Annotated in this window: 11 protein-coding genes and 2 pseudogenes; 3 read left to right on the top strand and 10 right to left on the bottom strand. The window is 48.1% G+C overall.

Annotated features, from left to right (window positions below; translation table 11 throughout):
- Positions 1–366 precede the first annotated feature (366 nt).
- The 3 genes from QUA00_RS28955 to QUA00_RS28945 form a co-directional block, all read right to left on the bottom strand.
- Complete coding sequence (locus QUA00_RS28955; RefSeq protein WP_333142423.1) at positions 367–1575, bottom strand: AAA family ATPase; 1209 nt, start codon at positions 1573–1575, stop codon at positions 367–369.
- Between the two features lie 71 nt (positions 1576–1646).
- The gene (locus QUA00_RS28950) at positions 1647–2192 is read right to left on the bottom strand and encodes an RNA 2'-phosphotransferase (RefSeq protein WP_333412001.1); all 546 of its coding nucleotides are present in this window, start codon (positions 2190–2192) and stop codon (positions 1647–1649) included.
- Positions 2193–2514: 322 nt separating this feature from the next.
- Positions 2515–3198, bottom strand: coding sequence for a class I SAM-dependent methyltransferase (locus QUA00_RS28945; protein ID WP_333412000.1), 684 nt, complete (start codon positions 3196–3198; stop codon positions 2515–2517).
- A 516-nt stretch (positions 3199–3714) separates the two neighbouring features.
- Between QUA00_RS28945 and QUA00_RS28940 the strand changes: the two genes are divergently transcribed.
- The 3 genes and pseudogenes from QUA00_RS28940 (at position 3715) to QUA00_RS28930 (ending at position 7727) form a co-directional block, all read left to right on the top strand.
- Positions 3715–6585, top strand: coding sequence for a diguanylate cyclase (locus QUA00_RS28940; protein ID WP_333411999.1), 2871 nt, complete (start codon positions 3715–3717; stop codon positions 6583–6585).
- Positions 6586–6734: 149 nt separating this feature from the next.
- A pseudogene (locus tag QUA00_RS28935) lies at positions 6735–7281 on the top strand (DUF6745 domain-containing protein); the annotation flags it as partial.
- 140 nt (positions 7282–7421) lie between these two features.
- Positions 7422–7727 (top strand): hypothetical protein, encoded by a 306-nt coding sequence (locus QUA00_RS28930; RefSeq protein ID WP_333411998.1) that lies wholly within the window; start codon positions 7422–7424, stop codon positions 7725–7727.
- A gap of 153 nt (positions 7728–7880) precedes the next feature.
- Here QUA00_RS28930 and QUA00_RS28925 read toward each other — a convergent pair whose 3' ends face one another.
- From QUA00_RS28925 to QUA00_RS28895, 7 genes and pseudogenes are all read right to left on the bottom strand, one after another.
- On the bottom strand, positions 7881–8726 hold the full coding sequence (locus tag QUA00_RS28925) for a nitrate ABC transporter ATP-binding protein (RefSeq protein ID WP_333142427.1): 846 nt from the start codon (positions 8724–8726) through the stop codon (positions 7881–7883).
- Between the two features lie 153 nt (positions 8727–8879).
- Entirely contained in the window at positions 8880–10880 is a 2001-nt protein-coding gene (locus tag QUA00_RS28920) for a nitrate ABC transporter ATP-binding protein (protein ID WP_333280652.1), read from the bottom strand.
- Between the two features lie 197 nt (positions 10881–11077).
- The gene (ntrB, locus tag QUA00_RS28915; protein WP_333411997.1) at positions 11078–11923 is read right to left on the bottom strand and encodes a nitrate ABC transporter permease; all 846 of its coding nucleotides are present in this window, start codon (positions 11921–11923) and stop codon (positions 11078–11080) included.
- Positions 11924–12003: 80 nt separating this feature from the next.
- Positions 12004–13404 carry a CmpA/NrtA family ABC transporter substrate-binding protein gene (locus QUA00_RS28910; protein WP_333411996.1) on the bottom strand — a complete coding sequence of 467 codons (1401 nt, stop codon included), beginning with the start codon at positions 13402–13404 and terminating at the stop codon, positions 12004–12006.
- 777 nt (positions 13405–14181) lie between these two features.
- Positions 14182–16947, bottom strand: coding sequence for an HAD-IC family P-type ATPase (locus tag QUA00_RS28905; protein ID WP_333142431.1), 2766 nt, complete (start codon positions 16945–16947; stop codon positions 14182–14184).
- A gap of 580 nt (positions 16948–17527) precedes the next feature.
- Positions 17528–17746, bottom strand: a complete 219-nt coding sequence (locus QUA00_RS28900) for a hypothetical protein (protein WP_333411995.1) — start codon at positions 17744–17746, stop codon at positions 17528–17530.
- A gap of 153 nt (positions 17747–17899) precedes the next feature.
- A pseudogene (locus QUA00_RS28895) lies at positions 17900–18176 on the bottom strand (chemotaxis protein); the annotation flags it as partial.

Raw genomic sequence — 18176 nt, 5'->3', positions numbered from 1 at the left:
GCCCTCCGAATAATAGTCGGAGGGGACTGGAGTGCTCTCTTGTCTCCCGCGACTATTCCGGGGCGCAAGAGGGCAGCGAGACTAGGCAAAAAACGAGAGAGAAAAAGGGTTTTAGGCGATTGTTGACACTAATGGTCTATAGGTACTCAAGAAAGTTTCCCCCAAACTTTGATATTCAGAAGATTTCCTGGTGATTGTTCGGTATTTTATACAAGTTCCCAAAAGAATGCAACTGTAGACCCGCGATCCAAACCATGAGCTTCCTCAGTCATTCCCAATTCTTTAATTGAAAATCCCACATCGAACATGGTATGAGATCGTGTAGCCAGTGCGATCGCCCGAGCGCTTAAGAATGCAAGAGAGCGCTCAAACAAATTTGTGCGTAAATTCACTGGTAAAATCCACTCTCCCTTTCCGTAACATTGCAGGATCTAATCTTTCAGTGGTGTTGCAAGTCATCAAAACTACGAGTTTTTGCTGAAATTGAATCCCTTGATCGTCGATGACGCTTTGATACAAAGTTCCATCCAGCAAACTCAAAATATGTTCAGTTTTGTTAGTGCGTTGGGCTTCTGGGGTCGATCGATCTTGAGCCAAATTATCAGCCTCATTGATAATAATACAAATCCGCTCCAAATAACTCGGTGGCACAAAATTTTCCACAGCATCGTGGTCTAAGATAAAAATCACATAACCCAGCGGCACTAAAATTTCCTTTGCTACCGCTTGCGTCCAAGCAGTTTTGCCCGTTCCCGGTTCGCCACTAACCAAAACAGCCAACTGATTTTGATCCAAAATTGCCTGCTGAACTGTATCGGTAAAACTTTGAACCTCCGCAGAAAACGTGCGAATTGGGAACTGGCTGTGAACCTGTCCGACGCGGCTTTTGTACCCGCCCAGAATCACCGCTAAATTGTAAGTTGCCTTGCTAACAAGCGGTGCAATATCTTGGCAAATCAGAGTGTAACAGCGTCTTCCCCTGTCGTAACTCTCAATTTGCAGCCAGCAGCCGAATCGAGCCCAAGAAGCATAAACAGTACCCAAAACTTCCAAGCGTTCCCAGCTAACAAATCGCTCCGGGGGATAAGAAAAATGTCGCTCCATAAAAGACTGGGTAATTGCATCCGGTTTCCCTAGCAAAGCCAGAACTTTGAAAACAGTAATTTCTTGGAGTTTGTTGAGAACGTAGTCGATAGGAATGCTAGCGCGGCTGACCAATTGTACCACTGGCGTTTCGGTAGCTAAAATGTCTTTGTAGCGGTAATCAGGGTAAACTGGCTGCGGAGTAATGTAATCCCAAAACTCATCAATTTCGTAGCGAGTATTTTCCGAGAAGACATTTAAAATATTTGCCCACCAGGTATATTGGTGCCGTCCCATTGCGTCGGCAATGTCGCTAGCTGCCCCTAAAGTTTTTTGAGCTAGTTCTAAGGGGTCACTAGACGCTAAATGTGCCAGGTGTTCCCAATCAAATTGACGGTAAAAAGGTCGCCAACCAGAGCCTAGCAGACCTCTATTTTGAGAATTGCTTTGATGAAAATTGTTTTCGCGATCGCCCATATCTTCCGCACTCATTTTGCAAAACTCCTAGTTACTCTTATTTTACAGTTTTTGTGGTACACATTCTACAAAAAAAGTGAAATTTCTCAACTTATTTTGAGATAAGCGGGCGGCACAAAATCTACTAGCCAAACTTTGTTAGCCGAACAGTAAAATGTATGACAGTCGCGTTGCATGGCTGCGGCATCTACAGTAAAGACTGTCGGGATGCCATGTCTTGCACCTACTTGGCGCGCCGTTTGGATATTCACCGACAAATGAACATGATGTCGCGACATTTTCCTAATTCCTTGACTGAGAATAGACTCGACGGCAGTGCTACCTGTTCCGTGATATAAAATATCCGGGGGAACAGCGGGTTCTAACTGCAAGTCAACCTCTACGCTGTGTCCTTGGTTAGCACGAATTAGAGTGCCTGTGGAGTCGAATGAAAAGCGCTGCTTGTCGTTTTGCGCGACTACTGTGGTGAGTTCTGCAAGCTGAACTGGAAAGTTATTTTTTTGGCACGCATCGAGGAGTTCGCTAACAGAAACCCAGCCACCGGGAGCGAGTTCAATGCCGATGCGCGAGGGCGCGTGACGCAGGTGTTTGCTGAGATATTTGCTGATTTTTACTAATCGAGAATCGTTCATAATTCTACTTTATTGATTGAGCTTTTAAATCACCTTTTATAAAATGTCACGATCTGGTTATATCGTTGATTTGAGGCGGGTTTGTTGAATCTGTTTGCACTGCCAGAGGGCGCTTGAGTGAACCCGCATCTAAAGGTTTGCAGAAAATGATTCCCGAACGTCAAAAATGGTCTTATGCGCGAATTCTAGCGCTAAAGTCCGCCCTTAACTACCTACACAATTAGGTTCGGCGTCTGCGAATAAAAAAGTGTTGGATGGGCGATTTTTCACGAGCTTTATATTTTGATAATTATCAAAAACTCTGCATTCTGCCGAATGCCTTCTACCTTGGGATAACTCCGCCAAAAATAGCAAAATTTAGATAGCGCCAGTGACATCCGGCGTCGGCAAAACCAGCTTCTGCAAGCCACTTAGTCTGCTCTTCCACAGAGGAGGGAATATCTTCTTCTCGATATTTTTGAAACCAGGCTGCATCGTCTTCTCCGTTAGCTTTCATGTACTGCCGCCACAACTGTTCGTATTGCTCAGTCAGCCGGGGAGTAGCACCTGTCACAATATCTCGAATTAGCAAGATTCCCCCTGGATTCATCGAGTGGAAAAGTTTGTGAAATAGCTGTTGTTTGCCTGCGCTGTCGAGGTGGTGGATTGCCAACCCTGAAACTACCAAATCGTAACCGCTGCCGAAATCATCTTCGGCAAAGTTTCCTTGCTGCAAGGTCAGCCGTTCTCGGAAAGCGGACAAGTTAGTTTTGCAAGTTTTCAGCATATTCTTGGCCATGTCAAAGGCTAGGACTTTTGCTTGAGGAAATGCTTGCAGAATCATAGCCGACAGTATGCCAGTTCCCGCACCTAAATCCAGAACTTTTATGTTAGCATTAGTTTCAGAAGGGATTAACTGCAATATTACATCGTGTTGCTCGCCATAGCGCGGAATGAGGCGGGGAATTAAGCCGTCATAATCAAAGGCTCTTTGTTCAAATTGCTCGCGTACAGCGTCTAAATTCACAGACGATTTTCCTCACATTGTTAATAGTTGAGTGCGCCAAGGCAGTTGGGCGGTTCTATGGTCTGAAGGTATATTACATTTGATAATACAAAAAATATACAGAGCTGTCAAGATGTTGAAGAAAATAATTTAAAAGAAGTTATGGACGATCGCCAGATAGGGACTTCGTGCACCCAAACCCGCCCCTGATTTGGGAACTGTCTAGCCCTGCACATATATCTCCTTCAGTGCAGATGAGGCAGAATGCCACAGACGCGAAAGCCTGCCGAAGACGAGACTTTGTGCCAGATACTAGGAGTAATTGTGAGAAAAAAGTTGACGGTTATGATATCCGTTTCAAACAACAATGCAACTGTCGGTGTGTGCTCTACACCATAAATTTCTCCGTGATTCCCCCTAGTAAAATATAAAAGATAAAAGATAAAAAAAAATGAGCCAGCAGCCGACGATCGGCTATATCTGAAAAAATCAGTCCTCAGATTGACAAACTTTAGCCAACTATAAACAACAATTGAGTTGACTCCAGAGTGGATGTGGTGCCTGCCAATTTTTCAGGAAGATGAAGAGATACAAAATATTACACCCGCAGGTGCGGGAAAGAAAATTGTGATAATGAATCAGGATGCGAGTAGATTAGGTGTCAGCCGTCAGGGGAAAATAGAAGCAATGGAAATCCAACAACGGAGTAAGGATAAGCCCGATCGCCAGCAACACAACGCGTCCGATCGGCTCGGTCAATTTTCTACGACAAAAGAACTAGATTCGTCGCTACAAGAATGTTTAGATTTTAAAGGAGCGATCGACCGATCGGCACTGGCGCTGAGGACTGACGCGCGAGGAATTATTAACTATGTCAGCGAACGAGTTTGCTCCATATCCAACTATTCCCAAGCCGAACTAATCGGCTGCCACTTCGGCATCCTCCATTCGGAATATAAATCTTCGGAAATAATCAAAAATCTGCTATCAACAGTTGCCAAAGGTGAAGTTTGGCAAGGAGACATTAAGAATAAAGCCAAGAATGGAAGTGATTATTGGGTGTACGCAGCAGTAGTTCCAGTGTTGGACTGTAAGGGAAAACCCTGTCAGTATTTGGCGATCGGATTCGACATCACCGATCGCAAAGCCGTGGAAGCAGCCCAAGTCGAAGCCAACCGGGCAAAAGACGAATTTCTGGCGATCGCCTCCCACGAACTGCGATCGCCCCTCAGTGCGATTTTGGGATGGGCGCAGCTAGCTCGATCGCGCAATTTAAACGAAGCCACCACCAGCCGCGCTTTGGAAATCATCGAGCGCAACGCCAAATTACAAAACAGGCAAATAGACAATCTCCTCGACCTCTCGCGGTTGCTGCGAGGGAAAGTGTGCCTGAACATCGGCCAAGTTCACCTCCCGTCTATCATAGAATCTGCGATCGAGACCCTCCGTCCCGCCGCCGATGCCAAAAACCTCCGCGTAGAAAAACATTTCGACCCCGCCGTCAGCTACGTTTTGGCAGATGCAGAACGCTTGCAGCAAATAGTCTGGAACCTCCTTGCAAACGCCATCAAATTCACCCCAGAATCGACACCATACCCAGTTCAAGTGCGGATCGAGGCTACTGAGTCGGGCGTCTTGATTCGGGTCAGCGACAGCGGTTGCGGCATCGACCCCAAATTTCTGCCGCACATCTTTGACTACTTCCGCCCTGCAGACAGCTTCCAGAACAAGGAACAAAATCGGCTTGGGCTCGGGCTCTCAATTGTGCGGCAGTTAGTGGAACTGCACGGGGGAAGTGTTTGGGCTTCGAGTCCCGGCCTCGGTCAGGGGGCGACCTTTGGGGTGCTGCTACCGATTGCCAAGGAAAATGCACCCGACGATCGCACTGCTGCGATCGCCCAAAGGGAAAGCAGACGCGGATCGGTTTCCAAACCCCTAGCGGGAAAGCAAGTCCTGGTGGTGGAAAGCAGCACCGAGATCCGGCAATTCCTCAAAACTGGCCTCGAAGCATTTGGAGCCAAGGTAACAGCGGTGGGTAGCGCCTGCGAAGCGATGGCCGAGTTGCAACAGTCGCGGCCCGACGTGTTGGTGAGCGATATGACGGTATCGGGAGCCGACGGTTGCGATTTGATCCGCCGCATCAGAGCAATGGAAATGTCCGAGCACAGGGAACTCCTGCCGGCCGTGGCGCTGACGGGAGGCATTGAGGAAGAAGATTCGGCCGAAGCGCTGGAGGCCGGGTTTCAGAGGCATTTGTCGAAGCCGGTGGAAGCGAATCAGTTGGTGATCGCGATCGCCCAATTGGCTGGACTGAGTGGATTCGGATCGGGAGAGTGGGGTTCGGGAAATGTCCGGACGACCACACCCCAGACCCCGCTGCCGGCACCTAACAGTTTTGACGACAAAAATCATCTGGAAGAATTAACAAGTGACAGCCGAGAATTACCGCTGTTGCTGGTAGTAGAAGACAACAATTTTCTGCTGGCTTACCTCCAAACTTTATTAAGTCCGTACTATCGAGTCGCCGTGGCGAGTGACGGGGTTGAAGGTTTAGAAAAAGCCAAAAGTTTGCAGCCAAATTTGATTGTGAGCGACCAAGTTATGCCCAGACAAAACGGGCTGGATTTGCTCAAGGAGATTCGGAACACGCCCGAATTGAAATCTACTCCTGTAATCTTTTTGACAGCCCGATCGGGGATGGAATCTCGGATCGAAAGTTTGGATGCGGGTGCTGACGATTATATTTCAAAGCCTTTTGACGATAGGGAATTGCTCGCGAGGGTGAGAAATTTGTTGCGATCGCACTCAGCCGAACAGCAGTTGGCGGAACTCAACCGTCAGTTGCTGCAGCAGAAACAGCAGTTAGAAACAGTGAATCGAGCCTTGCATTATTTGGCAAATTACGACAGTTTGACTGAGGTAAGAAACCGCCACTCTTTTAATGAATACCTCGATACGGAATGGCGGCGTTTGGCGAGGGAAGAAGCACCGCTGTCTTTGATTATGTGCGACATTGATTATTTCAAACTTTACAACGACACTTATGGTCACCAAGCGGGGGATGAATGTTTGCGGAAAGTGGCGGCGGTGATCCAGCATTCGGTAAAGCGAGCGGCAGATTTAGTAGCGCGTTACGGTGGAGAAGAATTTGTAGTAGTTTTGCCGAATACGGATATTGAAGGTGCCACTTGCGTAGCTGAAATGATCGCACAACAGGTGCGGGGCTTGCACATAGCTCACGCTAAGTCTGCTGTCAGCGAATACGTGACGTTGAGTTTGGGTGTAGCTTGCTGCCTTCCGGAGGTGAAGTCCCAGCCGGGAGAGCTAATTGCGATCGCCGATGAGTCGCTTTATCGGGCGAAAGAAGCAGGGCGCGATCGGGTTTCGGTTGCCCGATTTCAAGGATAATATAATAGTTAAATCAACTTGTATGGTGCGTCATAAATCTATGGTTTCGATTTAAACAAATTTTTTGTGTCAGACGCACCCTACCAATGTGCTGGCAAACTTTGGTGAATTCAAATTGCTATAAATATAGTTAAAGGAGGTCGTGCCATGACAGCAACCACCGCTTGCACGCCGAAGGAACACCAGCGGTACAATTGGCCGACGGTGTTTCGATTTATGCCTATCACGGCGTGATTTTACCCGAATGGTAAGGTAGCCTGCACCCGCACCAGTCGCAGTCTAAGGAATGAGAATTAAATAACTTCCACAAGATTGTGGGACGGGCGGGACGCCCATCCCACAATAACAATTAAAATTGTAAGTTATTTAATTCGCGATCCTAAGTGGGTGTTGAAGGAACAGAATGCAGAAATTCGGCGCGCGTTAATTCAGGGAATTACTTACGATCGCATAATTCAAGAATTAGCGGTGACAGAATTAGATAGTTGGCAGGAATACACTTTATTAAGCATCGAGTTTGACGATGATTTTGATCGGGTGGGTAATGCAAAGCCAGTTTATTTGTTAAAAATGACTTGTCCGAGTACGGGACACATTCACGTTTTGCGAGTGCCGCCTGATGTGCGATCTGCTAAAGAAGCAATTCGCTGGGTAAATTGGGATATTGACCCAGAGGAGTTTTCCGTGCAAACCTGAGTGATACCAATTTAAAAAAGTCTTGCTACAATCATCACTCTTATACCAATGGTTAAAAGTCGCAAATCCCCGCGCCGGACTTAGGATCAGCCGTTTCCCTACCCGATCGTCTCTACTTTACTCCACTGAAAACCGCTATATTGAAAACAGCCTTAATCCATGAAACACCGATAAACGTTCCTGCAGTGTGCCAGTTCCAAGGGTGGAATGCACCAACCACCGATCGCCCACAAACGGTTAATAACATCAAGAAGAAGCCCACCCTCGATCGAAGGTGGGCTCTATTCATGCCAGCTTACCGACAGCTAGGCAATCGGGTCTCTTCGCTGGTAGACGTAAAATATCGGAAAAAGATCCGAACGTCCGAAAAAACTTCTCGTCCACCATTAAGCTTCAGTTTACCCAACCGGATCGGGAAAATTGCGCCCGCAGCGATGTTCCCCTGACATCGGGGAACACTGGGGCTTAAACTTTTCAATAGACTTCTGCAAAAAAGCTCCTCTTGGGCCGGCAGGATGCCTAATCCCTACTCCGCACAAGAATTAAACTTGTTCGAGAAGTCTCATAATTCTCCTCTTGAACTTTGATTTCCCAACCGATTAGGCATCGTGATCGTGTGCAAAACGACGGAACAGGAAATCTAGGGCGTAGTTCCGCAAATTGTAGTATTCCGGATCTTCCATCATTTGAACCCGATCGCGCGGACGCGGGAAAGGAATCTCCAAAACTTCACCGATTGTCGCCGACGGGCCGTTAGTCATCATCACCAGTCGATCGGCCAAAAACAGCGCTTCATCAATGTCGTGAGTAATCATCAACACCGTACAGCGGTGATCGTTCCAGATTTTCAGCAACTCTTCTTGCAATTCCTCCTTAGTAATTGCGTCCAGAGCACCAAAAGGTTCGTCTAAAATCAGCACTTTCGGGCGAATTGCCAAGGCGCGGGCGATCGAAACCCGCTGCTTCATCCCCCCCGAAATTTGCGGCGGTCTTTTCTCAGCAGCTTCAGTCAATCCCACCATCGCCAAATGCTCGTTGACGATCGCATTTTTTTCGACCTTCGACTTCTCAGGAAATACAGCATTAACCGCAAGGTAAACATTTTCAAACACCGTCCGCCAAGGCAACAAAGCGTAACCCTGAAACACCACCATGCGATCGGGGCCCGGCTTCTCAATTTTTTGCCCGCTAATTCTGACGCTGCCTTGAGTCGGATGGCTAAAACCCGACACCATATTCAACAGCGTTGACTTGCCACAACCCGAGTGTCCGATCAGCGTAATAAACTCTCCCTCAGCTACAGTCAAGTTAACGTTTTCTAAAGCTCTGTAACCATTTGGGTATGATTTGTGAACATTTTCCATCACCAAAAAAGGCTTCCGGCGATCCTTTACTTTCTTGTCTTGCTTTTTGGTTTGAGTTTGGTTCGTAGTGGTGTTGAGCATGATTTTGGAACTTGTTAGTGGGTTATAGGTGAAGGAAGAAGGAAGAAGGAAGAAGGAAGAGGGAAGAGGGAAGAAGGAATTACTAACTAGCCATTAGCAATGAGCAACTAAACAATTAGCAATTACCCTGTTTGCATCCTACTGAAAACCACTTTAAGCAACTCTACGGTCGGAATCAAGTACAACTTCCGCCATCGTGAAATCGCGTTTAATCGCCAGACTGTTGAGATAGCCGATCGGATCGTCAGCATTAAACACCGAGCCGTCAAACAAGCTGAGAGAACCGCGAGTGTAAGTAATATCAGCCATCCCCAGCTCTCGCGCCGCCGTGCTGAACGCACCGACTCGCACCACCCGCTCCAGAATTTCCACCCAGTTGCGCGGGAACACAGTATCGCCCCAGCGCGCCATCTGCACCATGTGCCAGAGTTGTTCGGTGCGGCTTGGGCGATTCACCCCCTCTCCAGAAAACAAGTGGTGGGCGTATTCCCGCATCGGAGTATCGAGGTTGCAAGCAGAAGATTTGGGGTCGCCGAGTTGGATGTAACTCTTATCAGTAGCGACGTACTCCCTTCCCGCGACAATTTCCGAAACCTCCGCGGCGCGACTTGGATCGGCGCAATAGTTGCAAGCTTCGAGCAAAGCTTTGACTAGAGCAATGTGAGTGTTGGGATAAGCATTTGCCCAGTCTTCCCGCACCCCCAAAATTTTTCCCGGATGCCCCGGCCACAGTTCCAAATCTGTAGCCACCGTAAAGCCGACTCCTTCCATCGAGGCCCGCAAGTTCCAAGGTTCGCCGACGCAGAAACCGTCAATAGTGCCGCCCTGCAAGTCAACGATCATCTGAGCCGGTGGGATATTTGTCAGCAACACATCGTGATCCGGGTCAATCCCGCCGGAAGCCAGCCAGTAACGCAGCAACAGGTTGTGCATCGAAGAAGGGTGAACGATGCCCATACGGTGCGTTTGGGCGGGCGTTCTCTGGAGCATTTTTTTAAAGTCTGCCAGAGTGTAGATCCCTTGGTCGTAAAAGCGCCTCGCGAGGGTAATTCCGTTGCCATTGCGGCTCATGGTGAGGGCTGTCACCGTCGGAATCGGCTGCTCTTGATGCCCCCCCAAGCTCAACCACATCGCCATCCCAGAGGGCATTTGGGCTGCGTCTAAGTAACCTGCGGCGATGCCGTCTACGATGCCGCGCCAGCTTGTTTCCCGCACGAGGTGGACTTCATCCAGGCCGTGCTTGGCAAAAAAGCCTTTTTCTTTGGCGACAGCGAGGGGAGCACAGGCTGCCAGCGGAATAAAGCCGAGTTCGAGGTTGACTTTTTCCAGGCCGTGGCGGGCGATCGCCGGTACTTTCCGCGCCCGCAGTTTTTTGACGCGCTTCTGCTGGTTGAGGAAGTAAATCATTTCGCTACGTAGAGCGTAGTAGCTGGGGTGCGTGACCACTTCCATCCGCTTGCGGGGGCGGGGGATGTCTACTTCGAGAATCCCGCCTATCTTCGATTCTGGGCCGTTGGTGAGCATGACGATGCGATCGCTCAGCAACACTGCCTCATCCACATCGTGCGTTACCATCAGGGCGCTGATTTCGTACTCTTGGCAAATTTCCATCAACTTTTCTTGCAAGTTGCCGCGAGTCAAAGCGTCCAAAGCGCCGAAGGGTTCGTCTAGAAGTAACAGTTTGGGGCGCAGGGCCAGAGCACGGGCGATCGCCACGCGCTGTTTTTGTCCCCCTGATAGCAATGCAGGTTGTTTTTCGGCGTGGGGAGTTAAGCCCACCATGTCGATGTGTTTTTGAATGATTTCGAGGCGTTCGGCTTTGGGTAAGCCGCTCATTACCGAGTCTACGGCTAGGGTAATGTTTTCTCTGACCGTCCGCCAAGGTAGCAGGGAATAGTTTTGGAATACTACCATGCGATCGGGGCCTGGTTGGGTGATTCTTTGTCCTTCAATTGTCACCAATCCTTCTGTCGGCAAATCCAAACCTGCCACCATATTTAGCAGCGTAGATTTGCCGCAGCCGGAGTGTCCGATTAAGGAGATAAATTCGCCTTTTTCAATTTCCAGATCGATGCCTTTGAGAGCAACGTATGTGCCGCCGTCTGATAAATTAAATACTTTTTCCAGTTGTTCTATTTCAATCAAAATAGACATGATTTTCTTGCCTTTTTTGTAGGTTTGTTATTTCGCTAGCTGCTTGTTTTTCTTGATTAGCAGCTAGCTTTAACTGTCGCTTGTTGTTGATATCGTAACCCAGTGTAGATTGCAGTTTCCTGAAATATAAATATCGAGTTTTGAACTCAAATCTTTCAACTCAAAACTCAAAATTATTTAGCGAGTTACTTGCACAACTATTTTCCTTGAGATGGAGCAATTTTTTGCTGCAACCAAGCCATCATGCGATCGAGCAGCAAACCAACAGCCCCGATGTAGACTACAGCTAACAAAATTTCGCTGATGTAGTTTTGCTGGTAAGCGTTCCAAATAAAGAAGCCGATACCTGTAATCCCGGACATCACAATTTCCGCAGCGATAATTGCCAACCAAGCCAAACCGATCGCAATTCTCAATCCTGTGAAGATGTAAGGAAGTGCCGACGGAAACAAGATATTGAGGTAATACTCTTTCCGAGTAAGTTGCAGCACTTTCGCAACGTTGTTGTAATCGTCTGGAATTTGGCGCACACCTTCAGCCGTGTTGATCAAAATCGGCCAAACTGAAGTGATAAAAATCACGAACAAAGCAGCAGGTTCGTTTTGTTGCAGTGCAGCCAGGGCGATCGGCACCCAAGCCAAAGGAGCCACCATCCGCAAAAACTGAAAAAGCGGATCTAAAGCCTTATTTAGAAAAGGATTTGTACCTACCACAACCCCCATGCCAATTCCCACAGCCGCGGCGAGAGTATAGCCTTTTGCCACCCGTTCCAAACTAGCTAAAGTCTGCCAAAACAAGCCGACTCCGTAGGTTTTGGAATTCATGAAAGGATACAGCAGCAAAATCCGCGTCCGTTCATCTGTCCAAACGCTTGTCGGCCCCGGCAATTTAATAATTCCAGAACTTGACAGGAATTGCCAAACAAACAGAAATCCAATTACCCCCAAGATTGGCGGCAATATATTCGGGGAATTCTTCTTCCAAAACTCGCCCAGCGCCGCTTGCGGAGCGACTCTACCTCTCCGACTTGTACTTACAGCCATCCTGCTTATCTCCTCTGTTTCTGCGGTGTTTTCTTTCGAGACTAAATTTTTGAGGCTAAATTATGGGAAGCTTTTACCCATCACACTTTTTTAATCGCCAAACTGCTCAGATAAGCTTCGGGCTGATCCGGGTTGAATTCTTTGCCATCAAAGAACTTCTCAATGCCGCGAGACGTACTTTTCGGAATATCAGCATCAGCCACTCCGGCTAATTTGGCTGCGTTCTTCCAGATATCTTCGCGGTTGACTTTATCAATGAGTGCTTTTTTGTCGGCCAAGGTTTTTGTCGGCAAGAAACCCCAGCGAACGCTTTCGGTAATGAACCACAAATCGTGGCTCTTGTAGGGATAAGAAACGTTGCCGACGCTATCTTTCCAGTACAGCGGGCTGCTCTTGAAGTCGTTGATGTCGGGTTTGCCATCGCCCATGACATACTTGCCTTCAAAGGGCGGCGCCAAAACAGCCGGATTTACGTCAATGAAGTTTTTGCCGGAAAGAATGGCAACTAATTCGGGGCGATTTTCTGGCTTGTCGCACCACTGTTGCGCTTCGATGATTGCTGCTATCACGGCTTCTGTGGCTTTGGGATGCTTGTCTACCCAGTCGCCGCGAATTGCGAGATATTCCTCTGGGTGAGCTTTCCAGATTTCGGAAGTTAGCGCTGACATGAAGCCGATGTTTTCTTTGACAATCCGCAAAGGCCAGGGGTCGCCGGTGCTGAAAGCGTCCATGCTTCCGGTTTTCATGTTGGCCACGGTTTGGGCGGCCGGCACTGTCAGCAAGCTGACATCTGTATCGGGATCGATGCCGTTAGCTGCAAGCCAGTAGCGAATCCACAAGTCTTGGTTGGCCTTGGGGAAGGTGTAGGCTGCTTTGAAGGGAGTGCCTGCTTTCGCTAGGCCTTTGATGTAGTCTTGGGCTGCTTGGTCTAGTTTGAGTCCGAGGCCTTTGCCTTGGTGTTTGCCCGCGATCGCAATTCCATTTCCGTGAGTGTTCAACTGGGCCAGAACATACATCGGGATTTTGGTGCTGTTTTTGGTGATCAGGCCTTGACTAATTTGATAAGGCATCGGCATTTGCCACTGGCCGCCGTCAATGCCGCCCCCGGCAGATCCGATTTCTACGTTATCTCTGGTCGAGCCCCAGTTGGCTTGCTTGGCAACTGTTACCTCAGTCATGCCGTATTTGGCAAAAAAGCCTTTTTCTTGGGCAATGATTAAAGGTGCTGCTTCCACGATCGGGATGTATCCCAATGTAATTTTAGTGCTTTCAATTCCTTCTACTCTTTTCTCGTTGGCAACAGCAACTGCTGAGGTTGCCACCGGCACTGCCCCTCCACCAGCAGCGGCTTCACCGCCAGCACTAGCACCCGGTTCGGGAGGATTTCCCAAACACCCTTTGAGCAGTATTGAACTGACTGCAGATGCACCTGCTGTAACGATAAATTTACGCCGAGAAAATTGCTCTGAAAATTTTGTCATAGTCTAGCCTCGCTGCAATTCATAATCTTCTGTAACGACATCACTGAAGTTTATCAAGGCGCTTTTTTTCTGTTCGCTAATGGAATTTAGCGAACTGTTTTGAGCGCTCCTTGGCAGGAGGGAGCAAAAGATTTATCGCTAGCATAATTCTTTAAACTATCCCTGCTGATTTGACTTTTTTGATTATCGATATTTCGAGCGGCCGAGTTGTGTGAACTCACTTTTTGCGAGCCGCACGTTTTCTTGGCTTGATAATTAACTCTACCTTACTCTTGCACAAATTATAAAACAATTATTAAATTCATTTGATAAGTAAATCTTTTGGGATCGCCCTATCGATAACGAACCGTTGGGAAGGGCGCTCTGGTTGGCTTATCAAAACTGGTTCAAACCAAGACTTGCTGGGTAAGGGTTGTAGCGAAGGCCGATCGGGCTGCCTTCAAATCTCTTGTCAATAAGTTGCCAACATCGCAGCCACTGCACATTTACTTTGTTAATATATGTCTATTTTTTCTGAGGTAATTGTAGTGTGTTATACAGAAATAATTAACATCTTACGATATAGCTGTTTTCAAAGGGTTAACTGGTTTTCATTGGTGGACTAAAATTGGCGCTTAATCGTAAGTGGTTTACCGGATATGATATGACGTGGGCTTTCAGGTTCGATTTCTGTAAAACAGAGAAACCCGGTTTCTTCAAAAAACCGGGTTTCTGAACACCCGAAATTACTAATCGGTGGCAGTACCTACAAGTTCGATCGCACTTTTGTACAGCAGCTTAGTTGGGCGGGTCAAAGCGGTTGACGGAGAGAGCAACACCGATCATCGGCAGGGCTACGCCGAAGCAAATCAGCCACTGATCCAGATTCATCGGAGCCGTCTCAAATATGCGATTGACAAACGGAGAATTAGCAAAGATGATCTGCAAAATCACTGCCAGGACAATTCCCACACCGAGGGCGGGAGCGCCGCTAACTTCTTCCTTAGAACCGCTAAACTTAGCAATCAAAGAAGGCAACAACTGGCTGAGACTCAACAGGTAAAAAATTCTCCCCATTACCAAAGCTTGAATCGCCATCGTGCGGGCCAGTTCCAAGGTTCCCCAAGGAGCTTGGCGTACCCATTCAAACATTCCGAAAATCAGAGTCCAGTTGTAAAGAGAAATAGCGATGATCCGCTTGATCCGATTTCCCGTGAGGAAAGGTTCGTTGACCGGTCGGGGCTGCTGTTTCATGACTCCCGCTGACTTGGGCTCGAAAGCCAGAGGCACAGTCATGGTGATCGAGTTGAGCATATTCAGCCAGAGAATTTGTAGCGACAAAATCGGCAATTCTCGACCGAGGAGGGTGCTGAGCAAAATTGTCATCGATTCTCCGCCGTTGACTGGGAGAATGAAGCTGATTGCTTTGAGCAGATTTTTGTAAACCGATCGCCCTTCTTCGACAGCAGATTCGATCGACGCAAAGTTATCATCGGTAAGAATCATGTCGGCGGCTTCCTTAGAAACCTCAGTACCGCTGCCCATCGCAATCCCGATATCCGCTTGTTTCAGCGCCGGCGCGTCGTTAACGCCGTCTCCCGTCATCGCCACGATTTCGCCTTGATTTTGCAAAGCTTCTACGAGGCGGAGTTTTTGTTCTGGGGCGACGCGGGCAAAAACTGAGCCGGCTTCTACGGCTTCGCCGAGTTCCTGCTTGCTCATTGCGGCGAGTTGAGCACCGGTGTAGGCTACAAGTTCCCTGTGGTGTTTAGTTTTGCGGAATCCCATGCGGCGGGCGATCGCCTTGGCTGTAGCGATGTGGTCGCCGGTAATCATTTTGACTTGGATGCCGGCGGTTTGACAAGCTTGGACGGCTGCGATCGCTTCTGCCCGCGGCGGGTCAATCATGCCTTGCAGTCCCAAGAAAACCAGCCCTGACTCCAAATCCGAGTGATCGACGGAATTTTGGCTTTGCGGTACTGGCTTTTTCGCTAAAGCCAAGACGCGCAAGCCTTGCTTTGCCATTTCATCGACTTGGTGGTGGATTTGTTCGCGATCGACTTCTACCGGATTTCCTTGAGTGTCGAGACTGGAACCGCAGCGGCCGAGAATTGATTCTACGGAACCTTTGACGTACAAAATTTTGCCAGTGGGAGTTCGGTGCAGCGTCGCCATGTATTGAAACTGAGATTCAAAGGGAATTGAATCCAGCCGCTGCATTGACTTGGACAAAATTTGCTGGCTCAAATCAGCTTTTTTGCCTGCAGCAATTAACGCTCCCTCTGTCGGATCTCCGACGACTATCCAATTATCGTCTTTGAATTCCAACTGAGAGTCGTTGCAAAGGAGTCCAGCTTGCAAACATTCTTGCAAAGTTGGAGTTTGGCTGACAGTAATTGGCAGTTGGTTGAGTTGAATTTCACCTTCGGGGCTGTATCCCGTACCCGTAACCGAGTAGGATTCGCCGCCAGAATAGATTTCTTGCACCGTCATTTCGTTTTCCGTCAAAGTTCCGGTTTTGTCGGAACAGATGACGGTAGCGCCGCCGAGGGTTTCCACTGCGGGCAATTTGCGGACGATCGCGTGGCGATTTGCCATCCGGGAAACGCCTACGGCTAGGGTGACGGTGATGACGGCGGGTAAGCCTTCGGGAATTGCGCCGACAATCAGGGCGACTGCGGGTTCGACTGCTTCTTTAAAGGCTGAAACCCCCTCTGGGACAGGTCTGCCCAATCTGACTGCGAAGGTCAAGGTTGCCATTCCCAACACGAATAACAGCCAGTTTTGACTGAATTGGTTGAATTTGCGGGTTAAGGGGGTGGTGAGATCGATGTGCCGATCTAATAGTTGGGAGATTTTGCCGGTTTCGGTTTTATTGGCGATCGCAATTACGATGCCGCTAGCTTGGCCAAAAGTGACAAAACTGCCGGCATAGGCCATGTTATCCCGTTCTGCTAGTGGCGTTTCTTGTGGCAGAACCAAGTCTCCAGATTGTCCTAATTCTTTTTCGACAGCAACAGATTCCCCGGTGAGTCCCGATTCGTCGATTTGCAAGTCGCGCACTTTCACTAAGCGCAAGTCTGCCGGTACTTTGTCGCCGGAAGTCAGGGTTACTAAGTCCCCGACTACGAGTTCTTTGGAGGGAATTCTTAATTTTTTGCCGCCCCGAATAACTGTGGCTTCGGTGGTGACAGCTTGGGCTAGGGCTTCAATTTTTTTCTCGGCTCCAGCTTCTTGGATGAAACTAATAGTAGCGTTAGTGGTGGTTACGCCCCAAATTACGCTAGCGTTTAGCCATTCTCCGATCACTGCTTTGATTAAACCTGCACTCAGCAAGATGATCAGGAGGGGTTGGTTAAATTGCAGTATAAATTTTAACCAGGCTGGTTTCCCTGCTTTAACAGTTAGTTCGTTGGGCCCGAATTTCTGTTGGCGATGGTTGGCTTCTGTCGGTTCTAAACCGCTTTCCAGGTTGGTTTCTAAGATTGTTGCAAGCTTGGATACTTCTAGGTAGTGCCAATATTGCTCTGCTACGTCTACATCGTTGGCGGCTCTTGATGGCATGATTCTTGCTGAATATTTGGGGTGTGTGACGAGCTTTTAGCGCTCCTTAATAGGCGCGGCGCGCTCAATACAACTGATCGCTCGTTGGAGCGTGAATATATTGAGCGGCTTAATTGTTTGTTGATTGCTTTAACGGGCTGTGAGTTAGATCCATATTACAAGCGATGTGGTCGTTTGTGGCAAGAGATTTGGGGAATTTTTTCCGGCGCTAAATCTTGTTTGGGACTTGGTGGCTAAGGTGGGGAAAAGTCGATCTAATCCCTTGACATTTGGCAAGTTTTAGGTGTGGTTGAAGAAAGGCACGACAGGGAAGTCACGGATACACGGATTCATTATTGAGCAGGAGTCAGGAGTTATCGATCGCAAAGCGTGTTAAAACTGAGATATTGCACCATTCTCAAGAACAGGCAAGATGCCTGTTCCACAAAGAGTGAATTTTCTTGTGGAACAGGCCGAAAAGCCTGTTCCTAAAAAGCTTATTGAGAATGGTGCAACATATGAGTTAAAACCGAGTTAAGCGATCGTATTCTGAACTTATGGAAATAGTAGTGACGCTGGTGCTGGGTTCAGTGCTGTTGGTCTAGGAAATGCGGTTCGGGCGGGTGTTAGTTCGATCGTCCGTTACTGCGAAGGATTTGTTTAAGGGCAGAAATTCGATCGCCCTGGCTTTGGTGATGCACTCGCGTGCGATCGTTTTGACAATCAAGCATCCAGGATACAAGCCGCCGGATTCATCCGTCCAGAAATAAAAAATCTGTATCCGATGAAACTTGCCCCCCGAATTTATCCGTGGGGTCAATGCTTCAATTCTTTAATCTAAAATCTAAAATCTAAAATCTAAAATCGATTGACTTGGATGCCGAAGGTTTGACACGCTTGGAGGGCTGCCCGATCAATTCATCACTCAATGCTATCAATGGCTAATCTGCTCGCCCAAAACACTGAGCACCCTTTAGACAATTGAATTGAGATTTTGGGCTGCATCGTTCAATTGTTGAGTGCCTACTTTGGTTTGAGTAATACCACTAGCGGTTTCTTGGGCAGATAGGTTGAGGCTGTTCATAGTATCCACTACTTGTTTAATAGCAACTGCTTGTTGTTGAGCCGTTAGAGAAATTTGTTGATTGTTCAATACCACATTGTTAACCGCATTTGCTACTTCCGAGAAAGCTGCTGCTGTTTCTTGACTAATTTTTGTTCCTTCTTCTACTGTTTTAGTACCTTCCTTT

It is taken from the genome of Microcoleus sp. T2B6 (assembly GCF_036700475.1).
Classification (GTDB): domain Bacteria; phylum Cyanobacteriota; class Cyanobacteriia; order Cyanobacteriales; family Microcoleaceae; genus Microcoleus.
The sequence above is the reverse complement of the archived record's forward strand: the minus strand, read 5'-3'. Positions and strand labels throughout refer to the sequence as shown.

Coding starts and splice junctions, on each gene's coding strand:
- QUA00_RS28955 (WP_333142423.1), bottom strand. CDS start 1,575: ATGAGTGCGGAAGATATGGGCGATCGCGAAAACAATTTTCATCAAAGC.
- QUA00_RS28950 (WP_333412001.1), bottom strand. CDS start 2,192: ATGAACGATTCTCGATTAGTAAAAATCAGCAAATATCTCAGCAAACAC.
- QUA00_RS28925 (WP_333142427.1), bottom strand. CDS start 8,726: ATGCTCAACACCACTACGAACCAAACTCAAACCAAAAAGCAAGACAAG.
- QUA00_RS28920 (WP_333280652.1), bottom strand. CDS start 10,880: ATGTCTATTTTGATTGAAATAGAACAACTGGAAAAAGTATTTAATTTA.
- ntrB (WP_333411997.1), bottom strand. CDS start 11,923: ATGGCTGTAAGTACAAGTCGGAGAGGTAGAGTCGCTCCGCAAGCGGCG.
- QUA00_RS28910 (WP_333411996.1), bottom strand. CDS start 13,404: ATGACAAAATTTTCAGAGCAATTTTCTCGGCGTAAATTTATCGTTACA.
- QUA00_RS28905 (WP_333142431.1), bottom strand. CDS start 16,947: ATGCCATCAAGAGCCGCCAACGATGTAGACGTAGCAGAGCAATATTGG.